Origin of the sequence: Lysinibacillus parviboronicapiens (assembly GCF_003049575.1) — a bacterium.
GTDB lineage: Bacteria > Bacillota > Bacilli > Bacillales_A > Planococcaceae > Lysinibacillus > Lysinibacillus parviboronicapiens.
This window is the reverse complement of sequence record NZ_PYWI01000027.1, coordinates 1-17,601: the sequence shown is the minus strand read 5'-3', so window position 1 is coordinate 17,601 and position 17,601 is coordinate 1. Positions and strand designations below refer to the sequence as shown.

The window sequence follows — 17,601 nt, the reverse complement described above, 5'->3', positions numbered from 1 at the left end:
AAGGGGAGGAGAAGCGTTTGTCATTTGAATTAAAGGTCAAACAATTTATTGAAGAAGAGCAATTATTACAGCAAGACGACCATCTTCTCGTCGCCGTTTCGGGCGGAGTAGACTCAATGGCATTGCTCCATTATTTTGTAACAACAAAAGATCAATGGGGAATTCGGATAGAAGCTGTGCATGTCGATCACATGCTGAGAGGAGAGGCATCCGCGGAGGATAGAGCTTTTGTACAGCGATATTGCAACAAATATGGCATTAACTTGCACGCAACTGCCATCCCGATTCCCGAAATAAAGGCTTTGGAAAATGGCAACTCACAACTTATTTGTCGCAGAGAGCGATATCGTTATTTTGGAGAAATCATGCAAAAAACGATGGCAACCAAGCTTGTAACTGCACATCATGCGGACGACCAACTGGAATCAGTATTAATGGGCCTGACGAAAAATGCAACGATGAATAGTATGCAAGGTATTCGCCCACAGCGTTTTTTTGAGGGAAAATCATTAATTCGTCCGTTTTTAACGGTTACAAAGACCGAAATAAGGGAATATTTACAGAAGCTAGGCTTAGATTATAGGGAAGATGCTAGCAACAATAAAGACGATTATGTACGAAATCGTTTTAGACACCACGTTGTACCCTTATTGGAACTGGAAAATCCACGAGTAGCAGAGCAGGTGAGCCGTTTTACACAGCATTTACAAGAAGATGATGCATTCTTAATGACACTGGCACAAGACACATTTTCAAAGATTATGACAAGAAACAACAGAAATTTGTATAGTATGGAAATTGAAGAATTTCAATTGGTACCAGTTGCTTTACAAAGGAGACTCATTTTAATACTATTAAACTATCTTTACAAAGATTCAAATACAATACAAAGTTATGCTTTATTAACTTCGCTTTTAAAGCTATGTGATGCGACAGCGGGTTATGCTGAAGTTCACTTGCCAGAAGGTTTAATAGCAGTTCGCAGTTACGGAAAATTGACGATTCACAAGAAAGAATTATGCGAAGGTCCAACATCTGCTGAGAATCCAATAATTTCAACTGCCAATGGATGGATAACAGTGACAAAGGGTGTGCGCCTTCGCTTAGTTAAGCTGACTGAACTATCAACTGAATTGTTGACGGATACTGCCCAACTTTTTTATTTTGACGCTAGCAAACTTACACTTCCGCTCTATATTAGGGCACGTAAGGAAGGAGACCGAATGCTGTTAAAAGGAATGGATCAGCCAAAACGCTTATCTCGCCTTTTTATAGATGAAAAGATTCCTTTAAATGAGCGAAATAGCTGGCCGTTACTGATTACTCAATCTGATGAGGTCGTAGCGGTAATTGGTGTGCGTATGGGGATTTTCTTTTCCACCACTGCACGGCCAAACGATGATACAGTGCTCATCGTAGACTAATGGTCTTTGTAAAATATTTCACCTTTATCTTTAAGGTTGAAAATTTTTGATACACACGAGGAGGAATCGATATGTTACAAAATGACATTGAAAAAATTATGATTACAGAAGAACAATTGCAAGAAAGAATTGCTGAGTTAGGTGCTCAATTGACAGAGGAATACCAAGATTCATTCCCGTTAGCTGTTGGTGTACTTAAAGGTGCGATGCCATTTATGACTGACTTGATGAAGCGCTTCGATTCGTTCATCGAGCTAGATTTTATGGATGTCTCAAGTTATGGTAATGCTACGGTGTCATCTGGTGAAGTGAAAATCTTAAAGGACTTAAATACAAGCGTTGAGGGACGTGATGTATTAATTATCGAAGACATTATTGATAGCGGTTTAACTTTGAGTTACCTAGTTGACTTATTTAAGTACCGTAAGGCAAAATCCATTAAAATCGTAACACTGCTAGATAAACCATCGGGTCGTAAAGTGAACTTATCTGCTGATTATGTTGGTTTTAAGGTCCCAGATGGATTTGTTGTTGGTTATGGTTTAGACTATGCAGAGAAGTATCGAAACTTACCGTATATCGGTATTTTAAAGCCAGCAGTCTACTCTTTTTAATATCAACTGCTAGCTGTATAAAATTAAAGCCTCCAGCGGATGTTATAGGTTTTGAGTTGTGCAAGTACAGTCAATTCGAAATCTGGACACATTGTTTAACTGTACCGAATGAAAAGTGCTAGGTACAATTAAGCTGGAACGTAATTTGCTACAAATAAATATGTTTAGATTTTGACAAAAATCGAACGAAACTTTTTTTAAGTAAGGCTTTTCGTTGTATGATGAAATCATGATATGTTAAGATTTTACTTATAATTTTTCTGTTTGTAATGAGGAGGCTGGAGATGAATCGAATATTTCGATATACCATATTTTATTTACTGATTTTCTTAGTGATTATCGGTATATTTGGTACTTTCAATGGTGGAAAATCACCTACGAAAGAAATTACTTATCCAGAGTTTTTAGAGGCTCTTGATAAGAATGAAATTACAGAAGCAAAAATTCAACCTGATAAATCAGTTTATATCGTTGAAGGTTCAATGAAAGGCTATGAAAAAGGCGACAGTTTTACAGTGAACCTACCACGTGAAAATCAATCGTTAATGGATCGAATCGATGCTGCTGCGAAAGATAAAAATAGCAATATTGAATTTTTAAAAGCGCCAGAAACTAGCGGATGGGTACAGTTTTTCACAGGAATTATCCCATTCATCATCATCATCTTCTTATTCTTCTTCCTAATGAGTCAATCTCAAGGTGGAGGCAATAAAGTAATGAGCTTTGGTAAAAGTAAAGCTAAACTTTATGATGATCAAAAGAAAAAAGTTCGTTTTACAGATGTAGCGGGTGCAGATGAAGAGAAAGCGGAACTTGTAGAGGTTGTTGATTTCTTAAAGGATCACCGCAAATTCACTGAAATCGGCGCACGTATTCCAAAAGGTATCTTACTCGTAGGTCCTCCAGGTACAGGTAAAACATTACTTGCTCGTGCGGTAGCGGGCGAAGCGGGTGTTCCATTCTTCTCGATTTCAGGTTCTGACTTCGTAGAAATGTTTGTCGGTGTCGGTGCATCACGTGTTCGTGACTTATTTGAAAACGCGAAGAAAAATGCACCATGTATCATTTTCATCGATGAAATTGATGCGGTTGGTCGCCAACGTGGCGCAGGTCTAGGTGGCGGTCACGATGAACGTGAACAAACATTGAACCAATTGTTAGTTGAAATGGATGGCTTCGGTGCAAATGAAGGTATTATTATTATCGCTGCAACAAACCGTCCAGATATTTTAGATAAAGCCTTATTACGTCCTGGTCGTTTTGACCGTCAAATTACAGTAGGACACCCTGATGTAAAAGGTCGTGAAGCGATTCTAAAAGTGCATGCACGCAATAAACCTTTAGCAGATTCAGTTGATTTAGGTGCTGTAGCACAACGTACACCTGGTTTCTCAGGTGCGGACTTAGAAAACTTATTGAACGAAGCGGCGCTTGTAGCGGCACGTAAAAGTAAACGTTCCATAAATATGGCAGATATCGATGAGGCGTCTGACCGCGTAATCGCGGGTCCAGCGAAAGCGAGCCGTGTGTACTCTGCTAAAGAGAAAAAACTTGTTTCCTTCCATGAAGCGGGGCATGTTGTTGTTGGTCTAGAACTTGATGAAGCGGATACAGTACACAAAGTAACAATTGTTCCTCGTGGTCAAGCGGGTGGTTATGCAATTATGTTACCGAAGGAAGAACGTTTCTTCACGACAAAACAAGAGCTATTAGATCGTATTGCTGGGCTTCTTGGTGGTCGAGTAGCTGAGGAAATTGTGCTTGGCGAAGTATCTACTGGTGCACATAATGACTTCCAAAAAGTAACAAGCATAGCACGTGCTATGGTTACTGAATATGGTATGAGTGAGAATCTTGGCGCAATGCAATTTGGTTCAAGTCAGGGTGGCAATGTATTCTTAGGTCGTGACTTTAATTCTGATCAAAACTATTCAGATTCGGTTGCCTATGAAATTGATAAAGAAATGCAAAAAATAATCGATACGCAGTATGAGCGTACAAAACGTATTTTAACGGAAAATCGTAATTTACTTGATTTAATTGCGACAACATTGATGGACAAAGAAACATTGAACGCGCAAGAAATTGAGCATTTACGTGACCACGGCGTTTTACCAGAACCAGAGGTTGTAGAGAAACTTGACGCACCAAAAGCTGAGGCTCAGCCGATGCTAGAAAAGGTTGGTCAACAACCAATTCTTAAAAAAGAGTTGTTAAGTGATGAGCCAAGTCCAACAACGGCTGATTTACCAAAAGATGATGGTGAGCAACAAGATACACCAAAAGGTTTCGATGAAAAGCGTGATTAATGACGTAGTGGACTGTTTACGAATTTCGTAAACAGTCTTTTTCTTTGCCTTTTTTTAGCATAAAGCATTAGGATATAGATAATGTATTATGCATTTTGCATAATACATTGGATAGGAGTGTTAAACATGGGAAACGTAACATTGAATAATGGCCTTGAAATGCCGTTAATTGGCTATGGAGTATTTCGTGTGCCTGAAGGTGAGGATTTGGCGGAGGCCGTGAAAACAGCCATTGCTAGAGGATACCGTAGCATTGATACGGCGCAAATTTATCGCAACGAAGAAAGTGTTGGGCAAGGAATTCGCGCAGCGATTGCTGAAGGATTAGTAACACGCGAAGAACTATTTGTAACATCAAAGGTATGGAATGACAAGCTTTCCTATGAAGAGACTCTTACAGCCTATAATCGTAGTCTTGAAAAATTAGGGTTAGAATATTTGGACCTTTATTTAATCCATTGGCCAGGTATAGATAAAAACCATGTCGAAGCATATAAGGCGCTAGAAAAAATATATCAAGATGGCCGTGTGCGCTCAATTGGTGTAAGTAACTTTCATGTGCATCATCTAGAAAATTTATTGCAAGAGACAACGGTTATCCCTGTTATCAATCAAATTGAATTCCATCCGCATTTAACGCAAGAAGAAGTGCGATCGTATTGTAAGGAACACGGTATTCAAGTTGAGGCATGGTCACCGCTGATGAATGGTGCCTTGTTAGAAGAGGCTTTGATTCAAGCGTTAGCTGCAAAATATAGTAAAACACCTGCGCAAATTGTTTTACGCTATGATATTCAACATGGTATCGTGACAATTCCAAAAACAATGACACCTAGCCGTATGACAGAAAATTTAAGTGTCTTTGATTTTGCACTTACTGATGAAGAAATGGCGAAGCTGGATGCATTGAACGACGGCTTACGCTGTGGTCCAGACCCAGAAAAATTTGATTTTAAATAATGTTCAAGGAGCAACCTTCCATTCATGTAGGTTTGCTCCTTTTAACATGAGCATGAATGCTATTTCCTTCGTTTAAAATTATGGTATCATTTTCTAAAGAGTTGTAACTTTATTCAGTAGAAATCTCGCTTTTCAATTGTGCCGAGATATTTCAACTTTTTGTTATTTGTCTATGCAATAGACATTCTGGCGGATGTGGCAGATTTTGAATAGCATTGATTGTCTTTGCGCATAACAATGTCCAAACAAGCTGTTTATTTGGACTGAATGCAGACAGGGAATTCTCATCGAGGTGTAGTAGATATGGAGGCTTCAGGCATGATTTTAGTATTAGATGCAGGAAATTCAAATATAGTATTAGGTGTCTATGATACCAACGAACAACTAGCATTCCATTGGCGAATGGTTACTGATCTTCATAAAACTGAAGATGAGTACGCAATGCAAGTACAGGCCTTTTTTAATCATGCAGGCATTTCATTTGAACAAATTACGGGCATTATTATATCCTCGGTCGTGCCGCCTATTATGTTTTCATTAGAAGCGATGTGTAAAAAGTACTTTCAAAAAAAACCACTTGTTGTTGGCCCAGGTGTAAAAACAGGCTTAAATATTAAGTACGAAAATCCACGAGAGGTTGGCTCAGATCGCATTGTTAATGCAATTGCAGCACTGGATACTTATCAGACACCGCTCATTATTGTTGATTTCGGTACGGCGACAACTTTTTGTTATTTGAATGAAAAAGGTGACTATATGGGTGGCGCGATAGCCCCAGGTATTACTATTTCCACAGAAGCGTTGTATACGCAGGCAGCAAGATTACCACGTATTGAAATAATGCAGCCTACACATATTGTTGGGAAAACTACTGTTTCTGCCATGCAAGCCGGAATTTTTTATGGCTTTGTTGGGCAAGTTGAGGGCATCGTTAACCGCATGAAGACACAAAGTAAGGAAGAGCCGCTTGTTATTGCGACGGGTGGTTTAGCAAATTTAATTGCTGGGGAGACGCAAGCTATCGATGTAGTCGATCCGTTTTTAACATTAAAAGGTTTATATAAGCTATATAAACGCAATTACTAAGAAATGAGGGACTATCATCTATGAAAGATTATTTAGTTAGAGGTTTAGGGTTTAATGGGCAGGTGCGTGTCTTTGCAGCCTGTACAACAGCAACAGTGGGCGAGGCACAACGTCGTCATAATACATGGCCGGTCGTATCTGCCGCTCTTGGTCGTTCCATGACGGCTGGTGTAATGATGGGAGCTATGCTAAAAGGTGAAGAAAAAATCACCATTAAAATTGAAGGTGATGGTCCAATCGGTCCTATAGTAATTGATAGTAACGCCAAGGGTGAAGTTCGCGGTTTTGTGACAAATCCTCATGTGCATTTTGATTTGAACGAACAAGGAAAGTTAGATGTACGTGCAGGTGTTGGGACAGAGGGTGCATTAACGGTCGTAAAAGATCTTGGCCTACGTGATATGTTTTCTGGACAAACCCCTATCGTTTCAGGTGAAATTGCTGAAGACTTTACTTACTATTTCGCTACTTCTGAACAGGTGCCTTCATCAGTAGGCTTGGGTGTATTAGTTAATCCAGATAACACGATTCTTGCAGCAGGTGGTTTTATTCTTCAGCTAATGCCAGGCTGTGAAGAAGAAACGATTAATGAAATTGAGCAGCATCTAGCGACTATAGAGCCTGTTTCAAAAATGATTGAAAAAGGCTACTCACCCGAACAAATTTTAGAAGCTGTTTTAGGGAAAGATCATGTCCAAATTTTAGATTCAATGCCGGTTGAATTTAAGTGTCAATGTTCAAAAGAGCGATTTGGTGCAGCAATTTTAGGATTAGGGTCAGCGGAAATTCGAGAAATGATTGATGAAGATGGCGAGGCAGAAGCACAATGTCATTTCTGTTTAGAAACATATCATTTTTCAAAAGAAGAGTTAGAAGGGTTCATCGATGAGCTCAACGCGTAATCGACGTCCTCTTGCATCTACAACAACCAACCAAACGCCCTTATCGCAACGTCGTTTAAAGACGAAACCGGTTTTAATAGTATTAGCTATTTTGTTATTTGGAAATATTATATGGTTTATTGCATGGATGATTCCCAATAAAGCTCAGGAAATTGGTAGCGACGAACAAGTCGCTACCATTGATGGTGATGTTATAACACGCCAAGAGTGGATGATTGCTATGGAAGAACGTTATGGCAAGGAGACATTACAAAATTTAGTCAATGAATCCGTCATGGAAAAGGCAGCGAAAAAATTTAAAATTAAGGTATCTGATAAAGAAATTGATTTAGAGCTTGCTTTAATGCGTTCAGCTCAAGATAAATTCGATACGGCCATGCAAAACCTCTCAGCGGAACAACTACGACAAAAAATACGTTCACAGCTTATTTTAGATAAAGTACTTACAAAAGATGTGGTCGTTAAAGATGATAGTATAGAAAAATACTATGAGGAAAATAAGGCCCTTTACAATATTGACACAAGCTATCGTACAAATTTTATCGAAGTAGAGTCCAAGAAAGCAGCTGAGGAAGCCTTAAGTGAACTGAAAAGTGGTTCTGACTTTTCAGTGCTAGCCCGTGAAATTTCAGTTGATAGTGCATCCGCAAGTTTAGGTGGAGATATTGGCTTTTTAACAGACAAACAGGACAATATCGAGCCTGCAATACTGAAGGCGGCTAAAGCATTATCAGCTAAAGAGGTTAGTAAGGTATTTAAGCTAGATAATGGTCACTATGGGATTGTGCAAGTGCAGGAAGTAATAGAGGGTCAATCCTTTACATATGACGATGTGAAAGAACATATTGAACGTGAGCTTGCACTAGAGCAATTACCACAGTCTATGACACCAGAAGCATTTTGGTCAGAATTTAAAGCAACTTGGTATTATGGAGAAGAAAAGAAATGATGAGAAGCCAGAAAGAGCATACTTTCTGGCTTCTAACAAATTTTCTGAAAATATAAGTTTTATTTATTGACAATCGAATGGAAAACTTGATAAAATACAAAATAAGTAAAACCTATAAAAGTAGTAGGGATTGGGAGTGGAATAATTAATGAGTAAATTAGCAAACTCAATAGCTGAATTAGTTGGTAAAACGCCAATCGTAAAATTAAATCATGCAACAAGTGAAAATGAAGGTACAGTATACGTAAAATTAGAATATTTTAACCCAGGTAGTTCAGTAAAAGACCGTTTAGCTTTAGCAATGATCGAAGCTGCTGAAAAAGATGGTACTTTAAAAGCTGGTGGCACGATTATTGAACCAACTTCAGGTAATACAGGGATTGGTTTAGCAATGATCGCTGCGGCAAAAGGCTATAAAGCGATTCTAGTTATGCCAGAGACTATGAGTTTAGAGCGTCGTAATTTATTGCGTGCTTATGGTGCAGACCTTGTGTTAACACCAGGGCCAGCAGGAATGAAAGGGGCAATTGCAAAAGCAGAAGAATTATCAGCTGAGCATGGCTACTTCCTCCCACAACAATTCACAAACCCAGCAAATGCTGTTGTTCACCGTTTAACAACAGGTCCTGAAATCGTAGAAGCATTCGAAGGTTTAAAATTGGATGCATTTGTAGCGGGTGTTGGTACAGGTGGTACAATCACAGGTGCTGGCGACGTATTAAAAGAAAAATACCCAGACATCGAAATTATTGCCGTTGAACCAAAGGATTCTCCAGTGCTATCAGGCGGACAACCGGGTCCACACAAAATCCAAGGAATTGGTGCTGGCTTCGTACCTGAAGTATTAGATACAGATGTTTATTCTTCAGTATTTCCTGTAGAAAACGAAATTGCTTTTGATGTAGCTCGCAAAGTAGCTCGTGAAGAAGGTATCTTATGTGGTATATCTTCAGGTGCAGCTATCTACGCTGCTGTTGAAACGGCTAAACGTTTAGGAAAAGGTTCAAACGTCCTTGCAATCGTTCCTTCAAACGGTGAACGTTACTTATCAACTCCTTTATATCAATTCGAAGACTAATCTCACTTTTTATCACGAGACTCCATTAATTGGAGTCTCGTTTTTCATTTAGCAAAAAAAATTAGCTTCTCTTGCATATTTCACGTTAAGATGGAATCACATCATATGATTTAAAGGGGAGTTGCAACGTGAGTACATTACATACGACAACATTGACGATGGATGCAGACGCATTTTTTTATAGCTATAAAAAGCAAACGGAAGAACAGCAGGCACATGTTTTTTTAGAGAGTGGGCGTGGAGGACATTTTAGCATCGCTGCTTGGCAACCATTAGCAACAGTACAGTCGATTGAAAATGGCTTGCAAGTAAGATGGAGAAATGGAAATAACGAAGTTTTATACGGTGAACCTCTTACTTTACTAGAAGAATTAGTAGCTAGCTATCAAATTCCTTATAATGTTAAGCTCCCTGTTTTTCAGGGGGGAGCAATTGGTTTCGTTTCTTATGATTATGCACGCAAAATCGAAGTGTTGCCTGATATAGCGGCAGATGATTTGGCTGTGCCAGACATATACTTTTATATTTTTGATTGCTGGGCAGTACATGATGTAACTACAAACAGTGTTACCCTTATGCAGCTAGAAGGTAGTGATGTGAATTTGGAGGAGCGTGCACATGCATGGCAGGTAGCGGCACAAGAAGGTTTTGCTGCACGCAAGTTTGAAAAGGCCGGTGCAGTAGAGGTTGTGAACGATGAGAGTGAACTACTGGTGTCTTTTGCAGGGACTGATTTTGAAACGGCAGTAAGCAAAATCCAAACATACATCGCACAGGGCGATGTATTTCAGGTGAATTTGTCTGTACGTCAATCAAAAAAATTAAATGCTACAGCTATGGATGTATATGAGGCATTACGTGCATTTAATCCTTCACCTTATATGGCTTACATTGCAGGGGCTGATTTTGCTGTTGTATCCGGTTCACCAGAGCTGCTAGTGAAACGCCACGGAAAAGAATTATCAACGCGCCCAATCGCAGGAACGCGCCCAAGAGGTAAATCACAAGAGCAAGACTTAGCATTGGCACAGGAATTAATTGATAACGAGAAGGAACGCGCTGAGCATGTGATGCTTGTCGATTTAGAACGTAATGATTTAGGACGAGTAGCAGCCTATGGAACTGTTGAGGTAGATGAGTTCATGGTTATTGAACGCTATTCACATGTTATGCATATTGTTTCTAATGTTCGGGGTGAAATAGCTGATGGCAAAACTAATGCTGATGTAGTTCGTGCCATGTTCCCGGGTGGCACCATTACAGGGGCACCTAAAATACGTACGATGGAAATAATTGAGGAATTAGAGCCGGTGCGTCGAGGATTATATACAGGGTCGATTGGCTGGCTAGGCTATACAGGTGATATGGAGTTTAATATTGTGATACGAACAGCCTTTATCCAAGACGGTGTAGCCCATATTCAAGCAGGTGCGGGTATAGTAATTGATTCTATCCCAGAAAGGGAGTACCAAGAGTCTTTAAATAAGGCGAAAGCGATGTGGCAGGCAAAGGCGATGGCAGAGGAGCGAGCAAAATGATTTTAATGATTGATAACTATGATTCTTTTACGTATAACCTTGTACAGTATTTTGGAGAGTTTGGGCATGAACTAATCGTCAAGCGAAATGATGTGTTAACGGTGGAAGAGATTGAACAGCTTGCCCCTGATATGATTGTTATTTCCCCGGGACCAGGTAGTCCAGATGAAGCTGGAGAAAGCTTAAATATCATCAAATATTTCGCGGGAAATATCCCGATTTTAGGGGTTTGTCTGGGTCATCAAGCAATTGCACAAGTTTTTGGTGGCAATGTTATCGGTGCTGAGCGATTAATGCATGGCAAAACGTCTCCTGTATTGCATGCTGAGCTTGGCCTTCATACAGGTATGCCGAATCCATTTCAAGCAACTCGTTATCACTCGCTTATTGTAGAGAAGGAAACATTACCAGAATGCTTTGAAGTGACGGCGTGGACAACAGAAGGTGAAATTATGGGTATTCGTCATAAGGAGTATGCAATTGAAGGGGTTCAATATCATCCTGAATCTATTATGACTGAGCAGGGAAAAAAACTGCTACGCCATTTTATAGCACTGTACGTAGAGGGAGTAAAATAGATGCTGTGTTGGATGAATGGAGACTATATTGCTGCAAAGGACTTACGAATTTCCCCACTTGATCACGGATTTTTATATGGGCTTGGTTTTTTTGAGACGTTTCGCACATACAACGGGAAAGTATTTTGTTGGGAGGCACATTTAAAAAGGTTACAGGCAACTCTTGCGCAATACCGTATTTATATGTCCTATACAGAGGACGATTTACTCACAGTAATTGAGCAATTGAATTTGCAGGCTGGTGGACAAGATGGTTATTTTCGTATAAATGTGTCAGCTGGAGATCATGGAATTGGTTTACAGCCGACGGAGTATAGGAAGCCGAACGTAATCGTCTTTCGTAAGGAGTTACAGGATACCTCACGTGGAACGGAAAAAATAGCCCAGTGGTTAGAAACACGTCGTAATACACCCGAATGTGGTATTCGTGTGAAGTCACATCATTATGGCAATAACATTTTAGGGCGCTTTGAAATGCCATCTTTGGCTGACCAAGAAGGTTTTTTTTTAACGGATGCTGGCTATGTGGCTGAAGGTGTAACGTCAAATATTTTTTGGGTAAAAGATGATATACTATATACGCCTTCCTTAGAGACAGGCATTTTACCTGGGATTACACGGACATGGGTAATAGAGCGAGCACAGTCTCTTGGTATAGAAGTGCAGGTAGGGCTTTTTACGAAAGAGGAGCTAGTGCAAGGAACTGAATGCTTTGTTACAAATTCCGTGCAAGAGCTTGTTCCAATTCGTGCAATAGAGAACGCACAGCTACTTGGTAACAAAGGACCTATTTATTTGCGTTTACATGAAGCGTTCGTAAAGGAATTGGAACAGGGATAAAAGGAGTATCGATATGCTAGAAAAATATAAAAGTCCATTAACGATTAACGGAATTACTTTAGACTATACTAGGGAAACGTTTGTTATGGGGATTTTAAATGTCACGCCTGATTCTTTTTCAGATGGAGGCATGTACAATAACGTCGCATCAGCTGTCGCCCAAGCGAAGAAAATGGTAGCTGAAGGAGCTAAAATTATTGATGTGGGTGGTGAATCCACAAGGCCTGGATATGAGCGTATTTCCGATGAAGATGAAATTGCACGCATTGTACCGGTTATTCAAGCATTGCTTGCGGAAGTACCAGCAATTATTTCAGTGGATACGTATAAAGCGAATGTAGCACGCGCAGCGATTGAAGCAGGTGCACATATCATTAACGATATTTGGGGTGCTAAGGCAGAGCCTGAGATCGCCCAAGTGGCAGCACAACTAAACGTGCCTATCATTTTAATGCATAATCGTGAAAACCAGAACTATGGCACAGATTTTTGGGCAACAGCCAAGGCGGACTTAGAGGAAAGTATTACGATTGCCAAGAAGGCTGGTGTACCTGACGCCCACATTATTTTAGATCCAGGCATTGGCTTTGCCAAAACGACGACTCAAAATATTAAAATGATGCAACATTTAGCGGATTTAGTGGCAATGGGTTATCCTGTGTTACTGGCTACATCGCGTAAGTCAATGATTGGTAATGTGTTGAAGCTTCCAGTTGAGCAGCGTTTAGAAGGTACCGGTGCAACAGTTGTTTACGGCATTGAAAAGGGTTGTCATATGATCCGTGTGCACGATGTGAAGGAAATGGCGCGTGCTACGTATATGGCTGACGTGTTAGTTGGTAAACGATTATACGAGGAGGAAGCTTAATGGATTATATTCATTTAAAGGACATGCAGTTTTACGGCTATCATGGTGTGTTAGCGGCGGAAACAACGCTTGGTCAACGCTTCCGTGCTAATGTCTCACTCGCGGTTGATATGACAAGAGCTGGTGAAACGGATGATTTAGTATATACAGTGAATTATGCGGAGGTATATGCGATTTGTCGGGATATTGTAGAGGGTGAACCTTTTAAGTTAATTGAAGCGCTTGTCTCAAAAATTGCAAACACTATACTACAGGCATACCCAGATAAAGTAAAAGGTGTTCGCGTTGAACTTATTAAGCCGGATCCGCCGATACATGGCTATTATAAAGAGGTATCTGTTGAAGTGACGCGAGGTGATTTTCGATGAATCATGTCTATTTATCAATTGGTACCAATATTGGTGAACGTTATGAAAATCTTCAACATGCAGTTCAGCTTTTAATGGATAAAAAGGAAATTGAGCTTGTCCGTATTTCTTCTATTTATGAAACAGCAGCTGTAGGGTTTACAGATCAAGCAGATTTTTTAAATATTGCTGTGTATATTAAAACGAGTTATTCTTCTTCTGAAATGTTGGAAGTTTGCCAGTCAGTTGAAAACGAACTAGGGCGTGTTCGGGAATTTCGTTGGGGTCCTCGAATCATTGACCTTGACATCTTACTCTATAATCACGAAAATATTGAAACAGAGAGCTTAATTGTTCCACATCCAAGAATGTATGAACGAGCTTTCGTGTTAGTACCACTGATAGAAATCACGCCTACACCAATCGGTGAGCAATTACAGCTAGCACATGAAGCGTTGAGTCAGTTGAATTGTGAAAAAGAATGCGTAACTTTATGGAAAGAATCACTAGAGCACAATATCATGTATTCCGTTAAGTAGATCCCATAACCTACTAGATAAACTTGTTATAAACGGTGTGATAACAATGGTGAACCTTAGGATAAACGGAACCATCAGTGGATTTAAAGCATAATGACATAAGCATTAATAATAGATAGTTTAGGAATTGTAGGGCGAGAACCCACTGAAGGAGGAAATCAACGTTGAGTCAGACAACTGAGAAGCCATTCCAAATCGGCGATATTGTCATGGACAACCGCGTCGTTTTAGCACCAATGGCCGGAATTTGTAACTCTGCTTTCCGATTAACAGTTAAGGAATTTGGAGCAGGGCTTGTATATGCTGAAATGATTAGTGATAAAGGAATTGTCCAAAAGAACGAAAAAACATTGGGCATGCTATATATCGATGAACGTGAAAACCCCCTATCTTTGCAAATCTTTGGTGGAGATAAAGCAACATTAGTAGAAGCGGCAAAGTATGTAGACGAGAATACAACAGCGGATATTATTGATATTAATATGGGATGCCCTGTTAATAAAATCATTAAATGTGAAGCGGGTGCTCGATTACTTTTAGATCCAAATAAAATATACGAGATGGTAGCAGCTGTTGTAGATGCGGTAAAAAAACCGGTTAGTGTAAAAATGCGAATTGGTTGGGATGACCAACATATATTTGCTGTTGAAAACGCACAAGCTGCAGAACGTGCTGGTGCATCAGCCATAGCAGTGCATGGTCGTACACGTGTTCAAATGTACGAAGGTAAAGCGAATTGGGACATTATTCGCCAGGTAAAAGAAAACGTCTCGATTCCCGTGCTAGGAAATGGCGATGTGGAAACACCGCAAGATGCGAAGCGTATGCTTGAAACTACTGGAGTAGACGCAGTAATGATTGGTCGTGCTGCTTTAGGAAATCCATGGATGATTTATCGTACAGTGCAGTATCTGGAATCAGGTGAATTAAAAGAAGAGCCAGGTGTACGAGAAAAAATTGATGTGTGTCTACTGCACTTCGAACGTCTTATGCAATTAAAAGGTGAAAGTGTAGCCGTACGTGAAATGCGCAAGCATGCATCATGGTACTTGAAAGGTATTCGTGGTAACGGTAAAGCACGTAATGCTATTAACCAAACAGAAACAGCTGTAGCACTTCGTGCCCTATTAAACGAACTGGTGCAGGAATATGAGGAACGCGAGTCTAATCTTCTAATACCAACAGCGAAAGAAATGATTCTATAAAAGTAAAAGGAGGCACCTCTATTTGAGATGCCTCCTTTTTAAATGACAGTGATAAAAGAAGACTGATATGTGCTTCTTTCAAAAAATTAATGTAAACTTTTAGAGTTAAGCTCACTAGACTTATCGAGAATATCAATTATTTGAATTATTAAATCATTTAGGCTCTTATAGAAATTAAACCGAAACAGATGAATACAGCATTAAAATTGTGTACAATAGAAATATTATGGACGTAAACGCGGACAATTTAATAAGGAGTGAAACAAGTGTCAAACATAGAAGAATTAAATGATCAGCTTTTGGTGAGACGCCAAAAAATGACGACTATTCGTGAAAATGGTCAAGATCCGTTTGGTAGCCGTTATGAACGAACACATTTATCAACAGAAGTAATAGAACAATTTGCAGATCAAACAAAAGAACAGCTAGAAGAAAACCTTCAAGAGGTTATTATCGCAGGTCGTATTATGACTAAGCGCGGTAAAGGGAAAGCTGGCTTTGCACATATTCAAGATTTAGGTGGACAAATTCAAATTTATGTACGGCAAGATCACGTTGGCGAAGAGGCTTACGAATTATTTAAACAAGCTGACTTAGGCGATATCGTAGGTATTCGTGGTAACGTCTTCCGAACACAAGTAGGGGAGCTTTCAGTAAAAGCGGAAGGATTTACATTCCTTACGAAGGCATTACGTCCAATGCCAGAGAAGTTCCACGGCTTACAGGATGTAGAGCAACGTTACCGTCAACGTTACTTAGACTTAATGACAAATGAAGATAGCAAAAATACGTTTATTACACGTTCTAAAATCATTCGCGCTATTCGAAACTATTTAGATACTGCAGGGTATTTGGAAGTTGAAACGCCAATGCTTCATACAATTGCTGGTGGTGCAGCGGCTCGTCCATTCATTACACACCATAATGCGCTTGATATGGAACTATATATGCGTATCGCTATTGAATTACACCTAAAACGTTTAATCGTTGGTGGACTTGAAAAAGTATATGAAATTGGTCGTGTTTTCCGTAACGAAGGAATTTCAACACGTCACAATCCTGAATTCACAATGATTGAACTATACGAAGCATATGCAGATTACAAAGATATTATGTCTTTAACAGAAAACTTAATTGCCCATGTGGCACAAGAAGTGCTTGGCACGACGACAGTTCAATATGGAGAAGATCAAATCAATCTGGCTGCAGGTTGGAAACGTGTCCATATGGTAGATGCCGTTAAAGAGGCCACTGGTGTAGACTTCTGGCAAGCTATGACAAAAGAACAAGCACAGTCACTTGCTCATGAACACGGAGTAGAAGTTAAACCATCACATGAGGTGGGTCATATTATTAATGAGTTTTTCGAGCAAAAAGTAGAAGAGACACTTGTACAGCCAACATTTGTATTCGGTCACCCAGTGGAAATTTCTCCTCTAGCTAAGAAGAATCCAGAGGACGAGCGTTTCACGGACCGTTTCGAGCTCTTTATCGTTCGTCGTGAGCACGCCAATGCTTTCACAGAGCTAAACGATCCAATCGATCAACGTGAACGTTTTGAAGCGCAATTGGCTGAAAAAGAAGCTGGTAACGATGAAGCACACGAAATGGATAATGATTTCGTAGAAGCGTTGGAATATGGCATGCCGCCAACAGGTGGTTTAGGTATTGGTATCGACCGTTTAATCATGCTTCTAACAAACTCACCATCAATCCGTGATGTACTATTATTCCCAACAATGCGTCACATCACGAAATAATGTCTAATTAAAAGGAGGCCGAAATAAAAAAGGTCTCCTTTTTTTATTGAGATTTATAAGAAACAGATGTATAGTAAAAAAACAATGTCGCAGATAACACGAAAGCAAGAAGTCTGGGCGCTCGAAAAGTATATAAATAGCTTACTAATGACGGATTTATCACAAAAGATATTTTTATAGTAAAAATACTTGCGCTGGTTGATGATTCGTGATAAATTATTACTTGTCGTTAAGACGACGTGAGAAAAACATAACAAACTACTTAAAATCACATCACAAAAAAGAGGTTGACAACAACGTCTTGTGATGATAGAATATAAGAGTTGTCACTTTTTGAGAGGTTGAAAAACTTTTGAAAAAAGTTCTTGACAACAAAAACTAGAAATGTTATGATATAAGAGTTGCTGAAAACGAACGGCAACAACATGAACCTTGAAAACTGAACAAGCAAAACGTAATCAATAACGTTTTTAGTAGCTAACTTTCAGTTAGTGAACGAAACAAAATTTTGGACATCAAAATTGATGCCAGCAAAACAATTTGAGCTAATCAAATTTCTTTTATGGAGAGTTTGATCCTGGCTCAGGACGAACGCTGGCGGCGT

16 protein-coding genes are annotated in these 17,601 nt (G+C 39.6%); all 16 read left to right on the top strand.

Going from position 1 to position 17,601, the window contains the following annotated elements; all coding sequences use genetic code 11:
* Positions 1-17: 17 nt before the first annotated feature.
* The 16 genes from tilS to lysS all read left to right on the top strand — a co-directional run bounded on the left by tilS (position 18) and on the right by lysS (position 16,997).
* On the top strand, positions 18-1,424 hold the full coding sequence (tilS, locus tag C9J35_RS18360) for a tRNA lysidine(34) synthetase TilS (RefSeq protein WP_107925796.1): 1,407 nt from the start codon (positions 18-20) through the stop codon (positions 1,422-1,424).
* Positions 1,425-1,495: 71 nt separating this feature from the next.
* Positions 1,496-2,038 carry a hypoxanthine phosphoribosyltransferase gene (hpt, locus tag C9J35_RS18355; protein ID WP_010857043.1) on the top strand — a complete coding sequence of 181 codons (543 nt, stop codon included), beginning with the start codon at positions 1,496-1,498 and terminating at the stop codon, positions 2,036-2,038.
* 284 nt (positions 2,039-2,322) lie between these two features.
* Positions 2,323-4,347 carry an ATP-dependent zinc metalloprotease FtsH gene (gene ftsH / locus C9J35_RS18350; RefSeq protein WP_107925794.1) on the top strand — a complete coding sequence of 675 codons (2,025 nt, stop codon included), beginning with the start codon at positions 2,323-2,325 and terminating at the stop codon, positions 4,345-4,347.
* Positions 4,348-4,473: 126 nt separating this feature from the next.
* Positions 4,474-5,307, top strand: coding sequence for an aldo/keto reductase (locus C9J35_RS18345; RefSeq protein WP_107925792.1), 834 nt, complete (start codon positions 4,474-4,476; stop codon positions 5,305-5,307).
* A 318-nt stretch (positions 5,308-5,625) separates the two neighbouring features.
* Positions 5,626-6,393 (top strand): type III pantothenate kinase, encoded by a 768-nt coding sequence (locus C9J35_RS18340; protein WP_107925790.1) that lies wholly within the window; start codon positions 5,626-5,628, stop codon positions 6,391-6,393.
* 20 nt (positions 6,394-6,413) lie between these two features.
* Positions 6,414-7,295, top strand: coding sequence for an Hsp33 family molecular chaperone HslO (gene hslO / locus C9J35_RS18335; RefSeq protein ID WP_107925788.1), 882 nt, complete (start codon positions 6,414-6,416; stop codon positions 7,293-7,295).
* Positions 7,279-8,244, top strand: a complete 966-nt coding sequence (locus C9J35_RS18330) for a peptidyl-prolyl cis-trans isomerase (RefSeq protein WP_107925786.1) — start codon at positions 7,279-7,281, stop codon at positions 8,242-8,244. The genes hslO and C9J35_RS18330 overlap by 17 nt, the downstream gene beginning before the upstream one ends.
* 148 nt (positions 8,245-8,392) lie before the next feature.
* A complete protein-coding gene (cysK, locus tag C9J35_RS18325; RefSeq protein WP_054768434.1) occupies positions 8,393-9,322 on the top strand; it encodes a cysteine synthase A in 930 nt (309 codons plus the stop codon).
* Between the two features lie 158 nt (positions 9,323-9,480).
* Complete coding sequence (locus tag C9J35_RS18320) at positions 9,481-10,860, top strand: anthranilate synthase component I family protein (RefSeq protein ID WP_107925846.1); 1,380 nt, start codon at positions 9,481-9,483, stop codon at positions 10,858-10,860.
* On the top strand, positions 10,857-11,438 hold the full coding sequence (gene pabA, locus C9J35_RS18315; protein ID WP_107925784.1) for an aminodeoxychorismate/anthranilate synthase component II: 582 nt from the start codon (positions 10,857-10,859) through the stop codon (positions 11,436-11,438). The genes C9J35_RS18320 and pabA overlap by 4 nt, the downstream gene beginning before the upstream one ends.
* Complete coding sequence (gene pabC / locus C9J35_RS18310; RefSeq protein WP_107925782.1) at positions 11,439-12,278, top strand: aminodeoxychorismate lyase; 840 nt, start codon at positions 11,439-11,441, stop codon at positions 12,276-12,278. It begins immediately after the preceding gene.
* Between the two features lie 13 nt (positions 12,279-12,291).
* Complete coding sequence (folP, locus tag C9J35_RS18305; RefSeq protein WP_054768435.1) at positions 12,292-13,146, top strand: dihydropteroate synthase; 855 nt, start codon at positions 12,292-12,294, stop codon at positions 13,144-13,146.
* The gene (gene folB, locus C9J35_RS18300; protein ID WP_054768436.1) at positions 13,146-13,514 is read left to right on the top strand and encodes a dihydroneopterin aldolase; all 369 of its coding nucleotides are present in this window, start codon (positions 13,146-13,148) and stop codon (positions 13,512-13,514) included. Before folP ends, folB begins: the two co-directional genes overlap by 1 nt.
* The gene (gene folK, locus C9J35_RS18295) at positions 13,511-14,032 is read left to right on the top strand and encodes a 2-amino-4-hydroxy-6-hydroxymethyldihydropteridine diphosphokinase (RefSeq protein WP_107925780.1); all 522 of its coding nucleotides are present in this window, start codon (positions 13,511-13,513) and stop codon (positions 14,030-14,032) included. The genes folB and folK overlap by 4 nt, the downstream gene beginning before the upstream one ends.
* Positions 14,033-14,196: 164 nt before the next feature.
* Positions 14,197-15,237: a tRNA dihydrouridine synthase DusB gene (dusB, locus tag C9J35_RS18290; RefSeq protein WP_107925778.1), complete on the top strand. Its 1,041-nt coding sequence runs from the start codon at positions 14,197-14,199 to the stop codon at positions 15,235-15,237.
* 257 nt (positions 15,238-15,494) lie between these two features.
* Positions 15,495-16,997: a lysine--tRNA ligase gene (gene lysS / locus C9J35_RS18285; RefSeq protein ID WP_201262088.1), complete on the top strand. Its 1,503-nt coding sequence runs from the start codon at positions 15,495-15,497 to the stop codon at positions 16,995-16,997.
* Positions 16,998-17,601: the final 604 nt, after the last annotated feature.

Bases quoted from the DNA above. Each gene is read 5' to 3' on its own strand.
- folB (WP_054768436.1), top strand. From the start codon at position 13,146: ATGGATTATATTCATTTAAAGGACATGCAGTTTTACGGCTATCATGGT.
- hpt (WP_010857043.1), top strand. From the start codon at position 1,496: ATGTTACAAAATGACATTGAAAAAATTATGATTACAGAAGAACAATTG.
- ftsH (WP_107925794.1), top strand. From the start codon at position 2,323: ATGAATCGAATATTTCGATATACCATATTTTATTTACTGATTTTCTTA.
- C9J35_RS18345 (WP_107925792.1), top strand. From the start codon at position 4,474: ATGGGAAACGTAACATTGAATAATGGCCTTGAAATGCCGTTAATTGGC.
- folP (WP_054768435.1), top strand. From the start codon at position 12,292: ATGCTAGAAAAATATAAAAGTCCATTAACGATTAACGGAATTACTTTA.
- folK (WP_107925780.1), top strand. From the start codon at position 13,511: ATGAATCATGTCTATTTATCAATTGGTACCAATATTGGTGAACGTTAT.
- C9J35_RS18330 (WP_107925786.1), top strand. From the start codon at position 7,279: ATGAGCTCAACGCGTAATCGACGTCCTCTTGCATCTACAACAACCAAC.
- C9J35_RS18320 (WP_107925846.1), top strand. From the start codon at position 9,481: ATGGATGCAGACGCATTTTTTTATAGCTATAAAAAGCAAACGGAAGAA.
- hslO (WP_107925788.1), top strand. From the start codon at position 6,414: ATGAAAGATTATTTAGTTAGAGGTTTAGGGTTTAATGGGCAGGTGCGT.
- pabA (WP_107925784.1), top strand. From the start codon at position 10,857: ATGATTTTAATGATTGATAACTATGATTCTTTTACGTATAACCTTGTA.
- pabC (WP_107925782.1), top strand. From the start codon at position 11,439: ATGCTGTGTTGGATGAATGGAGACTATATTGCTGCAAAGGACTTACGA.
- cysK (WP_054768434.1), top strand. From the start codon at position 8,393: ATGAGTAAATTAGCAAACTCAATAGCTGAATTAGTTGGTAAAACGCCA.
- C9J35_RS18340 (WP_107925790.1), top strand. From the start codon at position 5,626: ATGATTTTAGTATTAGATGCAGGAAATTCAAATATAGTATTAGGTGTC.